This window comes from Nocardioides marinus (assembly GCF_013408145.1).
GTDB classification, from domain to species: Bacteria; Actinomycetota; Actinomycetes; order Propionibacteriales; family Nocardioidaceae; genus Nocardioides; species Nocardioides marinus.
Genome location: NZ_JACBZI010000001.1, coordinates 3,189,570 through 3,203,317 on the forward strand (window position 1 = coordinate 3,189,570; position 13,748 = coordinate 3,203,317).

Below are 13,748 nucleotides of genomic sequence, written 5' to 3' on the forward strand. Positions count from 1 at the left end.
CCTCAGGCTCCGGTTGCCCTGAGGAGTGCGAGGGCGGCGAGGCTGATGCCGTCCCGCAGCTCCCCCCGTCGTACGGCGGCAGCCAGCTCGTCGGCGTCGAGCCAGTGCTGCACGGGGAACTCGGCGGCGTCGGCCGAGCCGCGGGTCACCCCGGTGGCGACGACGACGTGCACCGCGTCGCCGGACAGGCCGCTGTCCGGGTACACCTGACCGAGCACCCGTCCGCCGGTCATGGTGTGCCCGGACTCCTCGAGCAGCTCGCGCGTGGCCGTGGTGACCGGGTCGGGGTCGTCGGCCTCGGCCTGCCCCCTCGGCAGCTCGAGCAGGGTCCGACCGAGGACGTGCCGGTGGATCTCGAGCAGGAGCACCCGCCCGTCGTCGTCACGCACGATGACGACGGCGCCGTCGCCGGGCCCGTTGGAGCGGAACCGGTGCCGCGGGTGGTCGCTGCCGTGCTGTCGCTCGACGAACAGGCGCTCGCCGGCGCCGCGCCACACGACGCGCCACTCCCCCGACGAGGGGTCGCCGATGCCGGTCACTCGCGGATCCTCAGGGTCGACTCGAGGTCGCCGGGCGACATGGTCAGCAGGGACCGGGCGGCGTCCCAGGGGAAGCCGGCGAGGATGCCGAGCACCAGCCAGAAGGCGACGACAGGGCCGCCGCGGTCGGGGAGGAAGCCGGCGTCCTTGAAGGCGAACGCGGCGGCGATCACGGCCACGACGAGGAGCCGGCGCAGGTCGACGACGATGCGCCGCAGCCGTTTCTCGTGCTGGTCGGCCGCCTCGCGCACGGCGAGCGCCAGCTCGAACATGTCGCGGTTGCGGGGCCGCTTCCACAGCTCGGTCCGGTCGACGACGTCCTGCTCGCGCAGTGAGGCGAACTTCCACGGGCCGAGGTCGCGCAGGTGCCGCACCATCTCGCCTTCGACGACCAGGTCGCCCTGCTCACCGCCCGAGCGTCGCGAGAGCCGGGAGCGGGCCCGCTCCCAGCGGCTGGGGTCGGGGCGGCGCAGCCCCCAGGCGACCTCGAGCGCGGCCTCGGCCCCGGTGGCGGCGCCCACCCCGTGCAGGTTCAGCATCCGCAGCCCGTCGCGCTCGCAGATCGCGTCGTAGTAGGCGGTGCTCCACCACCGGAAGGCCGCCTCCCGGGTCTCGTACGTCGCGCCCTCCCAGGCCGAGCCCATGCGCGGCGGGCTCAGCTCGGGGACGTCCAGCCCGTCGAGCCAGCGCACCAGCAGCGAGCGCCGGCCGACGTGGCGACGCCCGCAGACCCCGCTGGACGCCGTGACGTCGCGCGAGGCGTCCGTGCCCGAGGCGTTCGTGCTCGGGGAGAGGTCGGCGTGGACGCAGCCGCACTCCTCCGTGTGCCCGACGATCTCCTCGAGCGCCAGCAGCTCGATGGCGAGGCGCCGGACGGCGGGGTCCGTGGGCAGGGCGCGCTCGAGCGCGGGACCCATCTGCAGGGCGGCGCGGGCCCACGGCTCGACGGCCACGCGGCCGGTCTTCATCGCCTCCAGCCACGCCAGTCTGCCGCGCCGGATGGTCTCGGCGGCGAGCACGTCGTCGCGGGGCTCCCGCGACCACAGGTGGGGCGGGAGGAACGCAGGGTCGGTCTGCTCCTGCCACGCCGGCGACGGCGCGGGGGCGTTGACGCTGAGGCCGCCGTCGGCCACCTGGCCGTCGTAGCGCCCGGTGAGGGCGATCATCGGGGAGGAGACCCGCTGCCGGTCGCCGGGGACGGCGAGGTAGTTGCGGTCGAGGTCGCGTACGGCGGCCTCGTCCAGTGCCCACGACCCACCGTGCTCGGTCAGCCACGGCGGCTGCTGGCGCGGCCACAGGGAGGCCTCGGCGTTGTTCAGCAGCCCCACGCTCAGCGGCAGCGGTGCGCCCGGGGGCAGCCCCAGCTCCCACGCGAGCCGGTCGGGGGTCATCGCGATGAAGAAGACGCCCTCGAAGACCTGGTTGCGGTCCAGCACCACGGTGTCGGCCAGCAGCAGCGCCGTACGCAGTGCGCCGACGAGGGTGCGGGTGGCCTGGGGGCCACCCAGCGCCAGCCAGGTGCGGGTCTGCTCGACGGCGTCGAGGTTGGCGACACCGATCCGGTGCGCGGGCTCACCGACGTCGCTCACTGCACCACCGATCTCGAGGCGTCCGGGGCACCCTACCGGCCGGGTCCCTCCCCCGGTCCGAGTTCACGAGCGGGCACCGGGACCCGTCACCTGTGGCGCTTCTTCCGCTTCAGGACCTCCACCTCGAAGGACCGCCGGCTCTCGAGGAACGACTCGTCGCCGGAGTAGTACGCCTCGACCGTGTGGGTGCCGCGCTTCCAGGGCAGCTTCGTCCTCAGGCTCGCCGCACCGTCGACGAGCTCGACGGGGGGCAGGGCCTTCCCCTTGACCACGAGGTGGACCGTGCCGGTGGCCGGCTGACCGGTCTCGTCGTCGTACAGGCCGACGTTCGCGCGCCAGGTCCGGCCCGCGGTGACCCTCGTCTGGTAGCCGCTGCCGAAGGTCGGCATCGTCCTGCCGCCCCACGGGTCCTCGGGGACCCGGGGGTCGTAGGTGGTCAGGTCGTCGGGGTCGACGAGCCACAGCCCCGGCTCGTCGAGGATCCGCAGCACGAGGCGACCGTCGACGGCCATCCCGATGCTGTAGCCGCGCACCGAGAGACCGTCCTCGTCCTTGGGCAGGCGCAGCAGGCTCAGGTCGCCGTCGGGGGTGATGCGTCCGATGCCCTCGGCGTGCCCGAGGAAGTACAACGTGCCGTCCGGGGCGGCGGTCATGGACTGGACGTAGACGGTGGTCTCGGTGGCGGGGCCGGGCAGCGGCCGGTCCCACTCATCCCCGGTGCCGGCGACGATGGTGGTGGTGCCGTCGGGGGCGATGCGGTCCAGCACGTAGTTGCCGGTGTCCTCGACGATCACCGACCCGTCGGGGGTCACCTCGATGGTCTCGGGGTGGAACTGCTCGCGCCATCCCGGTACGCCGCTGGCCCGGTCGAGCAGCACCGTGGTCGTCCCGTCGGGGCTGATCCGGCTGATCGCGTCCCGGCCGCAGTCGGCCACGTAGATGTTGCCCGCGGCGTCGACGCCGATCCCGCTCGTCGTCCCCCATCGGTCCCCGACCAGCCGCAGGTCACCCGCCGGGGAGACCACGGCGACGGCGTACGCGGTGTGGTCGACGAGGTAGAGGGTGCCGTCGGGACCGACGGCCATGTCCTCGATCCACCCCAGCGGCGTCGCGGTGGCGGGCCCCGCCTGGATGAGGCCTTGCTCGCCGTTGCCCACGACGACGCTGGTCAGCCCGGCGGGGGTGATGCGCAGGATGAGGTTGCGCGGCATGTCGTAGACGTAGAGGTTCCCCGCGGCGTCGGAGTGGATCTGCGTCGGCCGCTCGAGGTCGACGTCGACGTGCTCGAAGCCCGGGACTGCCATCGGCGTATCCGCCGAGACGGGCGTGACGGCGAGCGCCGGCAGGAGGAGCGCCAGGGCGAGGGTGCCGAGCCCTCCGGCGATCCGGGGACCACGGCGGGAGCGGGGCGCGAGGCGCAGGGTGGGGAGCACCCGCTGAGCATGGCGTGCCCGTGCGTCACCGGCGGTCGGTCTCGTCGACTCCGAACAAGCCCGAACACCATCGCCCTCGTTGCGCAGAACCAAGTCGCCGATCCGAGCACCGCGGTAGTGCGGACGGCACTTCGGGTCAGCAGAGGTCCAACACGATGGTCCGCCGGGGCACCCAATCCTTGATATGGCGGATCGGATGCGTGCACGCCTGGGGTGCGCAGACTGTGCCAAACCGGTTGCCCTCAGTGTCGCAGGCGACCGCGACGGGGCGGGGTAGCCCTTTGCCCTGGCGTCGGCCACCCGGCTGACAGCGCCTCGATCGTTGTCCTCGAGTCTTTCGGCCTCGCTTGCGTCGATCAAGACCGCCGCTCGCGTCCGTGACGCCGACCTCGTGATGACCGAGCCGCCCACGGTCACGGTCGAGACCTCAGCGACGCTCGCTGGCGGCACCTGGCACCGTCCCAGGGTCGGCGGCGGTGGCGCAGGCACTGCCGTGGACCCGGACGCCCCCTTCCTCTACCTCGGCGTCGACTCGATCGGCGGCGGGGACTCCATCACCGTCCACCCGACCAACTCGTTCCCCTGGTACAACTCCGTCGTCTCGTCACACAAGACGGTCACCAACACCACGAACCCCTCACACCCGATCCGGTTCATCACCGACGCCACCGACTTCGAGGTCGAACTACTCTCGGCCGGGACCGGCGGGAACGCCCGGATCTCAGTCGATGGGCAGTTCACCGCCGAGCAGATGCTCACCCTGACCGCCGGTCAGCGGTGGGTGAAGGTCACCGGCCTGGACGGCACCCTGCATGAGATCACCGTCGAGCAGTTCGGCTGTGCCTTCGCCGGAGTCCGCGCCGTCGCCGCTGACTACTTCTACAAGCCCGCCCTTGAAGGCCCGACCGGCGTTGTGCTCGGCGACTCCTTCACCCAGGGCGCGAACCAGACCCTCATGGGGTACGCCCGCCACCTCGGCCGCCACCTCGGCATCGAGAACCTCATCGAGTCCGGCGTCGGCGGCACCGGGTACATCAACCCCGGGACCGGCGGGAACGTGAAGTTCGCCGACCGCCTCACGAACGACGTCATCGACCTAGCCCCGCAGCTCGTGATCGTGGCCGGCGGCCGCAACGACGGGTCTTCCTCGGCAGGCGACATCCAGACCGCCTCGGCCGCGTTCTGGTCCGCGCTGCGCGCCGGACTGCCCGACGCGGTGCTGATCTGCGTTGGGCCCTTCGTCGAGCAGTCGACCAGCCTCGCCACCTGGAACACGGTGCAGGACGCGATCTTCGCCGGAGCCAACGGGTACGCCGACGCCCTGGTCGACACGCTGACGGACCCGATCTTCACCGGCTCCGGCAACGCCAGCAGCCCCGCCGGGAACGGGAACGCCGACACCTACATCAACGGCGCCAACCTGCCCCACCCCACACTCGCGGGCCAGAACTACCTCGCCGACTGGCTGACCTCACGCATCGCCCGCCTGTTGCCCGCCGACCCGCCCCGCCGCGCCGTCGGCCCAGCGGGGCCACAGGGCAGCACCCCGCCGCTGGCCGAAGACATCAGCGGGACCGAGGTCACCGTCACCAACACCACCACCGAGACCGACCTCTACGTCCACACTCTCGGTGTGGGCGAGTTGGTGGCCGGTGAGGTCTACCGCCTCCGCGTCACCGGCTACACCGACAACCAAGCCACCTCCGGCACCCTCACCATGCGCGCACGCCTCGGCGGCACCAGCCTTGGCGCGCTGTCCTACGGCTCAGCGACCGGCGCCCAGACCGACAAGGCGTGGTGGGCGGAACTGGAACGCGTCATCCGTTCCACCGGCTCCGGGGGTACGGCCTACGGCACCGTCCACGGACAGTCGATGATGCCGAGCGCCTCCCAGGTGCAGACCGCGACGTCGAAGCAGATCGGCGTGAACACCACCATTGCCAACGACCTCAAGATCACCGCTCAGTGGGGCACCGCCTCGGCAAGCAACATCTGCAAGATCGAGACCGCCGTCCTCCAGAAGATCAGTTAACCGCGACGGGACACGCTCTCCTCGCGCTCCCTGATCTCAGTCAGGGTCATCGGCTCCGGGATCAACGGCGCCAGGAATGGCACCAGATTCTCGGCGATGTAACGGTGCCCGGCGTCGTCGGGATGAGTCAGATCCTCGCCGATGTAGGAGTGCTCGACGCCAGCGAACAGGGTGGAGATGTACTTGTAGTCCCAGCCCCGCTCCTCCGCCTGAGCCTCCAGCTCGTCGGCCAGTCGCTCAACCTCAGGGATCGGGGCATCGCGCCAGAACGGCGAGGTGATCGCGAACTCGGTGTCGGCCGGGAGGCACTTCTCGAGCTTGTCGAAGAACTGCTCCATCCCGTCGTCGACAACGGCCGGGGGGCCGTCGGCATCGTTCGCGCCGCCCGCGACGAACACCACCTGCGGGAGTGCCTTGCAGATGTCGTCGAGCATGTCGCCGAACGTGATGCGCTCCTTACTCTTGCGCCACCAGCCGGACCCGCCGACGGCGAAGAGGATCGGATGGCAGTCCAGCTCGCGACACACCACCTGCGGGAAACCGTCGGCTCCGACGCCGCCCATCGAGGACCCTCCGGTGTAGGAGTCGCCGACAAACGCCACCGTCGGCTGGAACGTCATCGGCATTGAGGTGTCGACACCGGGGTCGGCCGGCTCTGGCACCCCGCGCCACCACACAATTCCCGCGACCAGGACGACCACGAGAAGCAGGCCGAGCAGTCCCCGAATGGCGTCACGGCGAGCGTGGCGGTGACGTCGGAAGGCGCTCATCGGGAGCCGCCGAGGGGACTACTCAGAGTAGATGTCATGACACCCGAGATTACGCGGGTGTCATGACATCTACGCACAGAACCTTTGCCATCTGGGACGGCAAAGTCTGAGACGAAGCATCCTCTGCGTCGTGGCGCCCGGCTTCACACTCGCGATATGCCGGGCAAGGGGACGACGCAGTGGAGTCCAGCAGAGTGGTGTACGAGCAGCCCCGGTGAGTGAGTCCCTACCGACGTAGAGACGGCCACCGGGTGATCCTTCGAGTGATCTGCGAAAACCGACTCGAAGAAGGACCACACCGATGACCGCCATGCCCAGTATCGACCCTGCCCAGTTCCTGAACGAGCAGCTGTCCCAAGCATCCTGAAGCGCCCCAGGTTTGATGCCGCTCCTGTTTGAGTCCAGGAGGATGAGCAGCATGCCGAAGAAGATCGATCCCGCGGTGAAGGCCAGGTGCGTGCGGCAGGTGCTGGAGCATCTGCCGGAGTACCCGTCGCTGACCGCGGCTGCTGAGGCCGTCGCCCGCCGCGAGGGGCTGGGCAAGGAGACGGTTCGCCGCTGGGCTGCGCAGGCCCAGATCGACGGCGGGCAGCGTCAGGGGGCCACGTCGGAGGAACTGGCTGAGATCAAGGAACTGAAGGCGAAGGTCCGTCGGCTCGAGGAGGACAACGAGATCCTGCGTCGGGCCTCGATTTTCTTCGCGGGGGAACTCGACCCCCGCAATCGTTGATCGTCGCGTTCGTCGACGAGCTACGAGCCGAAGGCCACGCGGTCGAGTCGATCTGTCGGGTCCTGCGCGAGCAGGGCTGCCAGGTCGCCGCGAGGTCGTATCGGGAGTGGGCGCGCGTCAACCGCACGCCCGCTCCCAGGGTCGTCAGCGACGCAGGCGTCATCAACGCCGTTCGTGACATCGTGTGGCAGGTCGACCACCAAGGCGTCCGCAGGATGACCCCCGAAGGGCTCTACGGGCGCCGGAAGATGATCACCTCAGTGCGCCGCCACGGCCTCGATGCGTCGCCGGGAGCGGTGGATCGGGCGATGCGATCGCTAAGCCTGCAAGGGGTTCGACGCTCCAAGGGCATACGGACCACCATCCCGGGCAAGGACGGCAACCGCGCTGGCGATCTGCTCGACCGCGACTTCACCGCGGTGGCGCCGAACCGGACCTGGGTCATGGACTTCACCTATGTCAGGACGTGGGCCGGGTTCGTCTACGTCGCCTTCATCCTCGACGTCTTCGCTCAGCGGATCGTGGCGTGGAACATCGACTCCACCAAGGCCGTGGAGCTCGTCGACATCCCGCTGCGAATGGCGCTGTGGCAGCGCGGCCGCGAGGGCCACCCGATCGTGCCCGGCGAGCTGATCGGCCACGCGGACGCCGGCTCTCAATACACCGCGATCGCGTTCACCGAGCACCTCGCCGACGAAGGGATCCGGCCCTCGATCGGCACTGTTGCCGATGCCTACGACAACGCCCTGATGGAATGCATCATCGGCCTCTACAAGACCGAGTGCATCCGCACCACGATCTTCCACCAGGGTCCCTACCGGACCATCGGCGACGTCGAGTACGCCACCGCCGGCTGGGTTGATTGGTACAACAACAGACGCCTGCACTCGACCCTTGGGATGATGACTCCCGTGGAGTTCGAGCAGGCCCATTACGCGACTCTCAACAGAGAGCCGCAACCCGTATAGGACCGGCAGAGAACCTGGGGCGCTTCATCCCCGGATCTGATGCGGGACCTGCTGACCACCTTCGTCAACGCGCTGCTCTCCGCACAGGCCGACGCGGTGTGCGGCGCCGGCTACGGCGAACGCTCCTCGGAGCGGGTCAACTCCCGCAACGGCTACCGACACCGCGACCTCGACACCCGCGTCGGCACCCTCGATGTCGCGGTCCCCAAGCTCCGGCAAGGGTCGCTGTACCCCGAGTGGCTGCTCGAGCGCCGCAAGCGAGCCGAACGCGCCCTAACTGTTCTGCCCGGGGAGGTTGGGCACGCGGTCGATGGGTGACTTGCCTTTGAGGCTGGTGTGGCCGCGGTGGTGATTGTAGTGATGGAGCCACTCCGGGTAGGCGGACGCGCGGTCGGCTTCTGAGGTGTAGGCGCAGGCGTAGGCCCATTCCTCGAGCAGGGTGCGGTTGAAGCGTTCGACCTTGCCGTTGGTCTGGGGCCGGTAGGGGCGGGTGCGGCGGTGTTTGACGTCCTGGCCCAGGGTCGCGGCCCAGAGCCGTGATCGGTAGCAGGAGCCGTTGTCGGTCAAGACGGCGCTGACCGCGATGCCGTGCTCGGCGAAGTAGGCGCGGGCGCGTTGCCAGAACCCTGCGGCGGTCTCCTTGCGTTCGTCGGTGAGGATCTCGGAGTAGGCCAGCCGGGAGTGGTCGTCTACGGCGTGGTGGAGGTAGACGTAGCCGCGCGAGGGTGTGGCACCGGAGCGGGCGGCCCGGTCGCGTGTGGCGCCGGCGCTGCGGTCTTGGGCTGATCCGCGGCCGTGGACGCGCCAGCCGCCGCCGTCGGGGATCTTGCCGAGCTTCTTGATGTCGACGTGGACCAGATCGCCCGGTGCGGCGTGCTCGTAGCGTCGCTTGTCCCGCGAGGAGGTCTTGATCCGGGTGCCGGTGGCGGGGTCGGTCCACTTCAGCCGTGGGCAGCCGTAGCGGCGCAGGACCTGGTGGACGGTCGAGGGGTTCTGCCCGAGGTGGTAGGCGATCCGGGCCGGTCCCCAGCGCCGGGTGACTCGCAGGCTCACGATCCGACGCTCGGTTCGTCGGGGCAGCTGGTTTGGGCAGCGGTGCGGTCGTGAGGACCGGTCGACCATGCCGGCCCTGCCGGATTCGCGGTAACGCAGGGCCCAGCGGCGGGCGGTGGTGATGCTGACGGAGAACCGTTCGGCGGCACGGGCGTAGGTCCAGTCGTGGTCGACGACGAGCTGGGCCAGACGCAGTCGCCCGGCTGGGGTGAGGGTGGCGTTAGCGTGGGTCATGAAGACCTCCGTGGTGGATGTGGTTGCTGTGGTAGCTCCACACCTCACCCGGAGGTCTTCGTCATGGTCCAGCCGACCCGCCGTACCTAACGTCCGTGGTCAGAACACCTAACCAGCGTGGTGGCGACCTGCTACCTGCTCGGCGTCTCAACCCGCCGGATGGACAAGCTGGTGCAGACCCTCGGCATCACCGGCCTGTCGAAGTCCCAAGTCAGCGTGATGGCCAAAGAGCTCGACGAGCACGTCGAGGAGTTCCGCACCCGACGCCTCGAGGACGCCGGCCCGTTCACCTTCGTCGCGGCTGACGCACTCGTGCTCAAGGTCCGCGAAGGCGGCCGCGTCGTGCCGGTCCACGTCCTGGTCGCGACCGGGGTCAACGCGGATGGGCACCGCGAGATCCTCGGCGTCCAAGTCACCACCAGCGAAGACGGCGCCGGCTGGCTCGCCTTCTTCCGCGACCTGACCGCCCGCGGCCTGACCGGGGTCAAGCTCGTCACCTCCGATGCCCACGCAGGCCTGGTGGCCGCGATCGGCGCCACCATCCCCGGCGCCGCCTGGCAGCGGTGCCGCACCCACTACGCGGCCAACCTGATGGCCGCGACCCCGAAGACCTCATGGCCGTGGGTCAAGGCGCTGCTGCACTCGATCTACGACCAACCCGACGCCGAGGCCGTCCACGCCCAGTTCGACCGGGTCCTCGACGCCCTGACCGAGAAGCTCCCCGCCGTCGCCGAGCACCTCGAGACCGCTCGCGCCGACATCCTTGCCTTCACCGCGTTCCCCAAGGAGATCTGGCGTCAGATCTGGTCCAACAACCCCAACGAGCGGCTCAACCGCGAGATCCGCCGCCGCACCGACGTCGTCGGGATCTTCCCAGACCGCACGTCCATCATCCGGCTCGTCGGTGCCGTGCTCGCCGAGCAACACGACGAGTGGGCCGAAGGCCGCCGCTACCTCGGACTCGACGTCCTCGCCCGCGCTCAAGCAGTCGACACCACGACCGAGGAGGTGACCAGCACCGAGCTAGAACTCCAGGCCCTCACAGCCTGACGACACTCCCAACCGAGGGATCAACCTCGTACACCACGCCCCTGGACTTGACCGACGACGCGACGCAGCATCCACGTCCCCGACGATCTCTGGGCAGCCGCACTGCGCGAAGCCGACGAACGTGGCGAGAACCTGTCCGACGTGATCCGGCGCCACCGGGAGAACTACGCCGCCGGAGCAGGCCGTTTCGGAGGCCCGCGCGCGGTGCCCGACCCGGGCATCAACAAGCCCGCCTGACGCCTCCTACGACCGGGAAAGGGCTGTCACGATGCCTGGCCCTAGTTACCGCTGGGCGACCCGGATAGCCAGACCACACAGCGGCAACGCGACCAGCACGACGGCGACCTGGCTGACCCACGCGGGTCCGCCGACGAACGCCAGCGACACCACGTGCCCGAGTAGCGCGAGCGGCACCCATCGGGCGATGACACCGGGGCCGGCACGCCACAGCGCGATCGCGAGCAGCAGCTCGCCGAGGTAGAACGCCCCGACCCAGGCGAAGACGAACGCCATCAGCCCGTTCTCCTTCGCCGCGGCCTCCAGGGCCGCTGGAGTGAGCGCCTCGGTGACGACGAGCGCGCGAAAGAAGATCAGCAGCGCGGCGTACCCCGCGGTCCCGAGGTAGCCCACCGCCAGCACCACGCAGGCCGCCGTCGCCGTACGCCGCCCGGGGCCGCGCACCAGCACGATGATCGCCGGGAGCCCGAGGATCAGGCCGACCGAGGCGAGGAAGTACATGACCGCCCCACCCAGCCAGCGGCCGCCCTGCTCCTGCACGGTGCGGAACATGTCCTGGGTGGTGGCCCCGTCGGTCGTGAGCACGGTGGCGAGCAGCAGCGCCATGGCGCCGGCCACCAAGGCAGCGGCGCTCACGGGGAGCCAGTCGTCGTTGCGCACCGGCGAACTGTGACAGATGACGACGCCCCACGACGAGACCTGTGTCGAACGGACCGCGTGACGACCGTCCCAGCGCGGATCCGGCTGCGGCCCTACACTCGCGCCCGTGCGCCGTGCTCCCGGTTCCTCCTCCCCCGGCATCTCCCCCGCCGTCGTCCTGGTCGTCCTGCTGGCGATCGTGGTCGTGGGCGGCACCGCCTACGGCTACCAGCAGTGGCAGGACGACATCGCCACTGCGACCGCGGTCGACTCGAGCAACCCGCCGCGGGGCGGGGACGCCAACGGAGGCCTGCCCAGCGCCCCCTCGAGCGACGAGGCCAGCAAGGACACGAATGAGGACAAGGGCGGCGACAGCGGAAACGACAACGCCGATCCATACGAGCCGCCCACCTTCGACGTCCTCGAGCCCACTGACAACCGGCCGCAGCCGGTGGTGCTGCTGGTGGGCGACGGGTACGCCGCCGGACGGGGCGCCTCGAGCCCCGGCACGTCCTACGCGAGCCTGATCTCCAAGACGCTCGGCTGGGACGTCCGCCTGGCCACCGCCCCGGGTGCCGGCTACCTGTCGAGCACCTCGCTGCTGGACCTGTTCACCGACTCCCCCGACTCGGTCGACCCCGACCTGGTGATCATCCAGGGCGGGTACGGCGGCGACGGCTCCAACGACGCGGCCAAGGCAGCGATCGAGGAGCTCGACGCCGCGATCGCGGACCGCTACCCCGACGCGGCCGTCGTGGCCGTCAGCCCCTTCTGGCCGGGCACTCCCAACCCGCAGGCCGAGACCCGCGAACGCACCGTCGCCCGTGCGTGGCGGGAGGACCCCGACGTCCTCGTCCTCCGCCCGCAGCCCGACGGCTGGTCGGACTTCACCACCGTCGGCGGCGTCCCCGACGACGAGGGCCACGAGCTCATCGCCACCTCGATGATCGACGCCTTCCGCGGCTCAGGCCTCGCCCCGGCGAGCTGAGCGCTCACTGGTTGACCCTTGGGGTGGATGAGGCGAATCGTCTTGTCTGCACCCCGGGTCCATCGGGGCACTGCCAGGCTGAGCGAGTCGCCCTTCGGGGACGACCTGGCTGAGAGTTGCAGGCCCCGGTGGCCCGGGACGTGCAGATCGGCCATAGGGCTATGCGCCAAGGCTTGCCGGCCTGGAGCGCCTCAGTGAGCGACCGACCGTCACGTCCCGGACCGGAGTGCTGAATCCGTGGGCTGACGGAAGGAGCACTCTCATGATTGAGGCTACGCCCACCTACGCCGGGATCGACTGGTCCTGGCAGCACCACGCGCTGTGCATCGTCGACGACGACGGGCAGCGCATCGAAGAGGCCACCGTGCCGCACACGCGGCCCGGACTGGCAAAGATCACCTTGCTGCTTCGCCGGCATGGGGTGGAGCGGGTTGGGATCGAGCGCGGCGACGGGCCGGTGGTCGAGCATCTGATCCACGACGGATTCGAGGTCGTGGTCATCAGCGCCCGGCAGGTGAAGTCGCTGCGCGCCCGGTACGGGGCCGCGGGCAACAAGGACGACCGGTTCGATGCGTTCGTCCTGGCCGACGCACTGCGGACCGACGCCGGCCGCTGGGCGGTCGTGCAGCCCGACAGCGACGAGACGATCGCGCTGCGGATGCTGGTCCGCGCCCGGCACGACCTCATCGACCACCGGATCGCGGTGCACAACCAGCTGCTAGCGGTGTTGCAGCACAACTTCCCCGGCGCGATCGGCCTGTTCAGCCAGCTCGACATCGGCATCAGCCTGGCCTTCTTGCGACGCTTCCCCAGCGAAGCCAAGGCTGCCTGGCTCAGCGAACTGCGGATGGCGCACTGGCTCAAAGCCAACGCCTACTGCGGCCGGCACACCCCAGCCCGGCTGGTCGGTCACTTGCGCGAAGCCGCCACCGGACGTATCACCGGAGCAGCCGCTGAAGCCAGCGAGGTCATCGTGCTGACCCTTGTCGACCTCCTCACCACCCTGCGGCAAGAGCAGGAGCAGCTCGAGGCTCGGATCAAGGAAGCACTTCTCGCGCATCCCGATGGCCCGATCTTCCAGTCCCTCCCCCGCGCCGGCGTCGTGCGCGCAGCCACGCTGTTGGCAGAGATCGGTGACTGCCGCGCCAGGTTCCCCGACCCCGCAGCACTCGCAGCCGCAGCCGGTGTCGCGCCGTCGACGAGGCAGTCGGGGAAGCACCTCAACGTCGCCTACCGACGCGGCTGCAACAAGCAACTCCGGGCAGCACTGGTCGACTGGGCCCAGGACACCCCCCGCGCCAACGCCTGGGCACGCGACACCTACGACAGGGCCCGCGCCCGCGGATGCCGCCACCCCCACGCGGCACGGATCCTGGCCCAAGGCTGGACCAGGATCTTGTGGCGCTGCTGGCACGACCAGGTGCCCTACAACCCCGACCTACACGGCCGGCTCAACAGCCTCCTGCCGGAGGCTGCTTGACATAGG

10 protein-coding genes and 2 pseudogenes are annotated in these 13,748 nt (G+C 70.0%); 6 read left to right on the top strand and 6 right to left on the bottom strand.

Annotated features, from left to right (window positions below):
- Positions 1-2: 2 nt before the first annotated feature.
- The 3 genes from BKA05_RS15140 to BKA05_RS20370 all read right to left on the bottom strand — a co-directional run bounded on the left by BKA05_RS15140 (position 3) and on the right by BKA05_RS20370 (position 3,561).
- Positions 3-539, bottom strand: coding sequence for an NUDIX domain-containing protein (locus BKA05_RS15140; RefSeq protein ID WP_179532171.1), 537 nt, complete (start codon positions 537-539; stop codon positions 3-5).
- Positions 536-2,128 carry a hypothetical protein gene (locus tag BKA05_RS15145; protein WP_179532172.1) on the bottom strand — a complete coding sequence of 531 codons (1,593 nt, stop codon included), beginning with the start codon at positions 2,126-2,128 and terminating at the stop codon, positions 536-538. Before BKA05_RS15145 ends, BKA05_RS15140 begins: the two co-directional genes overlap by 4 nt.
- A gap of 86 nt (positions 2,129-2,214) precedes the next feature.
- Positions 2,215-3,561, bottom strand: a complete 1,347-nt coding sequence (locus BKA05_RS20370; RefSeq protein ID WP_179532173.1) for an Ig-like domain repeat protein — start codon at positions 3,559-3,561, stop codon at positions 2,215-2,217.
- 322 nt (positions 3,562-3,883) lie between these two features.
- Between BKA05_RS20370 and BKA05_RS15155 the strand changes: the two genes are divergently transcribed.
- Positions 3,884-5,593: an SGNH/GDSL hydrolase family protein gene (locus BKA05_RS15155; protein ID WP_179532174.1), complete on the top strand. Its 1,710-nt coding sequence runs from the start codon at positions 3,884-3,886 to the stop codon at positions 5,591-5,593.
- On the opposite strand, the gene BKA05_RS15160 is transcribed toward BKA05_RS15155, so the two are convergent.
- Positions 5,590-6,363 (bottom strand): SGNH/GDSL hydrolase family protein, encoded by a 774-nt coding sequence (locus BKA05_RS15160; protein WP_179532175.1) that lies wholly within the window; start codon positions 6,361-6,363, stop codon positions 5,590-5,592. The genes BKA05_RS15155 and BKA05_RS15160 overlap by 4 nt on opposite strands.
- A 418-nt stretch (positions 6,364-6,781) precedes the next feature.
- On the opposite strand from BKA05_RS15160, the gene BKA05_RS15165 reads away from it, so the two are divergent.
- Positions 6,782-8,061 (top strand): IS3 family transposase gene (locus BKA05_RS15165; RefSeq protein WP_179530774.1). Its coding sequence is split into 2 segments (ribosomal slippage): positions 6,782-7,055 and positions 7,055-8,061, totalling 1,281 coding nucleotides; the frame shifts between segments, so codons are not numbered across the junction.
- A 24-nt stretch (positions 8,062-8,085) separates the two neighbouring features.
- A pseudogene (locus BKA05_RS15170) lies at positions 8,086-8,337 on the top strand (transposase); the annotation flags it as partial.
- Here the strand turns inward: BKA05_RS15170 and BKA05_RS15175 are convergent.
- Positions 8,335-9,348: an IS481 family transposase gene (locus BKA05_RS15175; protein ID WP_179532176.1), complete on the bottom strand. Its 1,014-nt coding sequence runs from the start codon at positions 9,346-9,348 to the stop codon at positions 8,335-8,337. The pseudogene BKA05_RS15170 and the gene BKA05_RS15175 overlap by 3 nt on opposite strands.
- Before the next feature lie 108 nt (positions 9,349-9,456).
- On the opposite strand from BKA05_RS15175, the pseudogene BKA05_RS15180 reads away from it, so the two are divergent.
- Positions 9,457-10,398, top strand: a pseudogene (locus BKA05_RS15180) (IS256 family transposase); the annotation flags it as partial.
- 282 nt (positions 10,399-10,680) lie between these two features.
- Here BKA05_RS15180 and BKA05_RS15185 read toward each other — a convergent pair.
- Positions 10,681-11,295 carry a hypothetical protein gene (locus tag BKA05_RS15185; RefSeq protein WP_179532177.1) on the bottom strand — a complete coding sequence of 205 codons (615 nt, stop codon included), beginning with the start codon at positions 11,293-11,295 and terminating at the stop codon, positions 10,681-10,683.
- A gap of 106 nt (positions 11,296-11,401) precedes the next feature.
- Here BKA05_RS15185 and BKA05_RS20375 point away from each other — a divergent pair, with 106 nt between their 5' ends.
- Entirely contained in the window at positions 11,402-12,262 is an 861-nt protein-coding gene (locus BKA05_RS20375; protein ID WP_179532178.1) for a GDSL-type esterase/lipase family protein, read from the top strand.
- A gap of 262 nt (positions 12,263-12,524) precedes the next feature.
- Entirely contained in the window at positions 12,525-13,742 is a 1,218-nt protein-coding gene (locus BKA05_RS15195) for an IS110 family RNA-guided transposase (protein ID WP_179532179.1), read from the top strand.
- Positions 13,743-13,748: the final 6 nt, after the last annotated feature.

Coding starts and splice junctions, on each gene's coding strand:
- BKA05_RS15195 (WP_179532179.1), top strand. CDS start 12,525: ATGATTGAGGCTACGCCCACCTACGCCGGGATCGACTGGTCCTGGCAG.
- BKA05_RS15175 (WP_179532176.1), bottom strand. CDS start 9,348: ATGACCCACGCTAACGCCACCCTCACCCCAGCCGGGCGACTGCGTCTG.
- BKA05_RS15160 (WP_179532175.1), bottom strand. CDS start 6,363: ATGAGCGCCTTCCGACGTCACCGCCACGCTCGCCGTGACGCCATTCGG.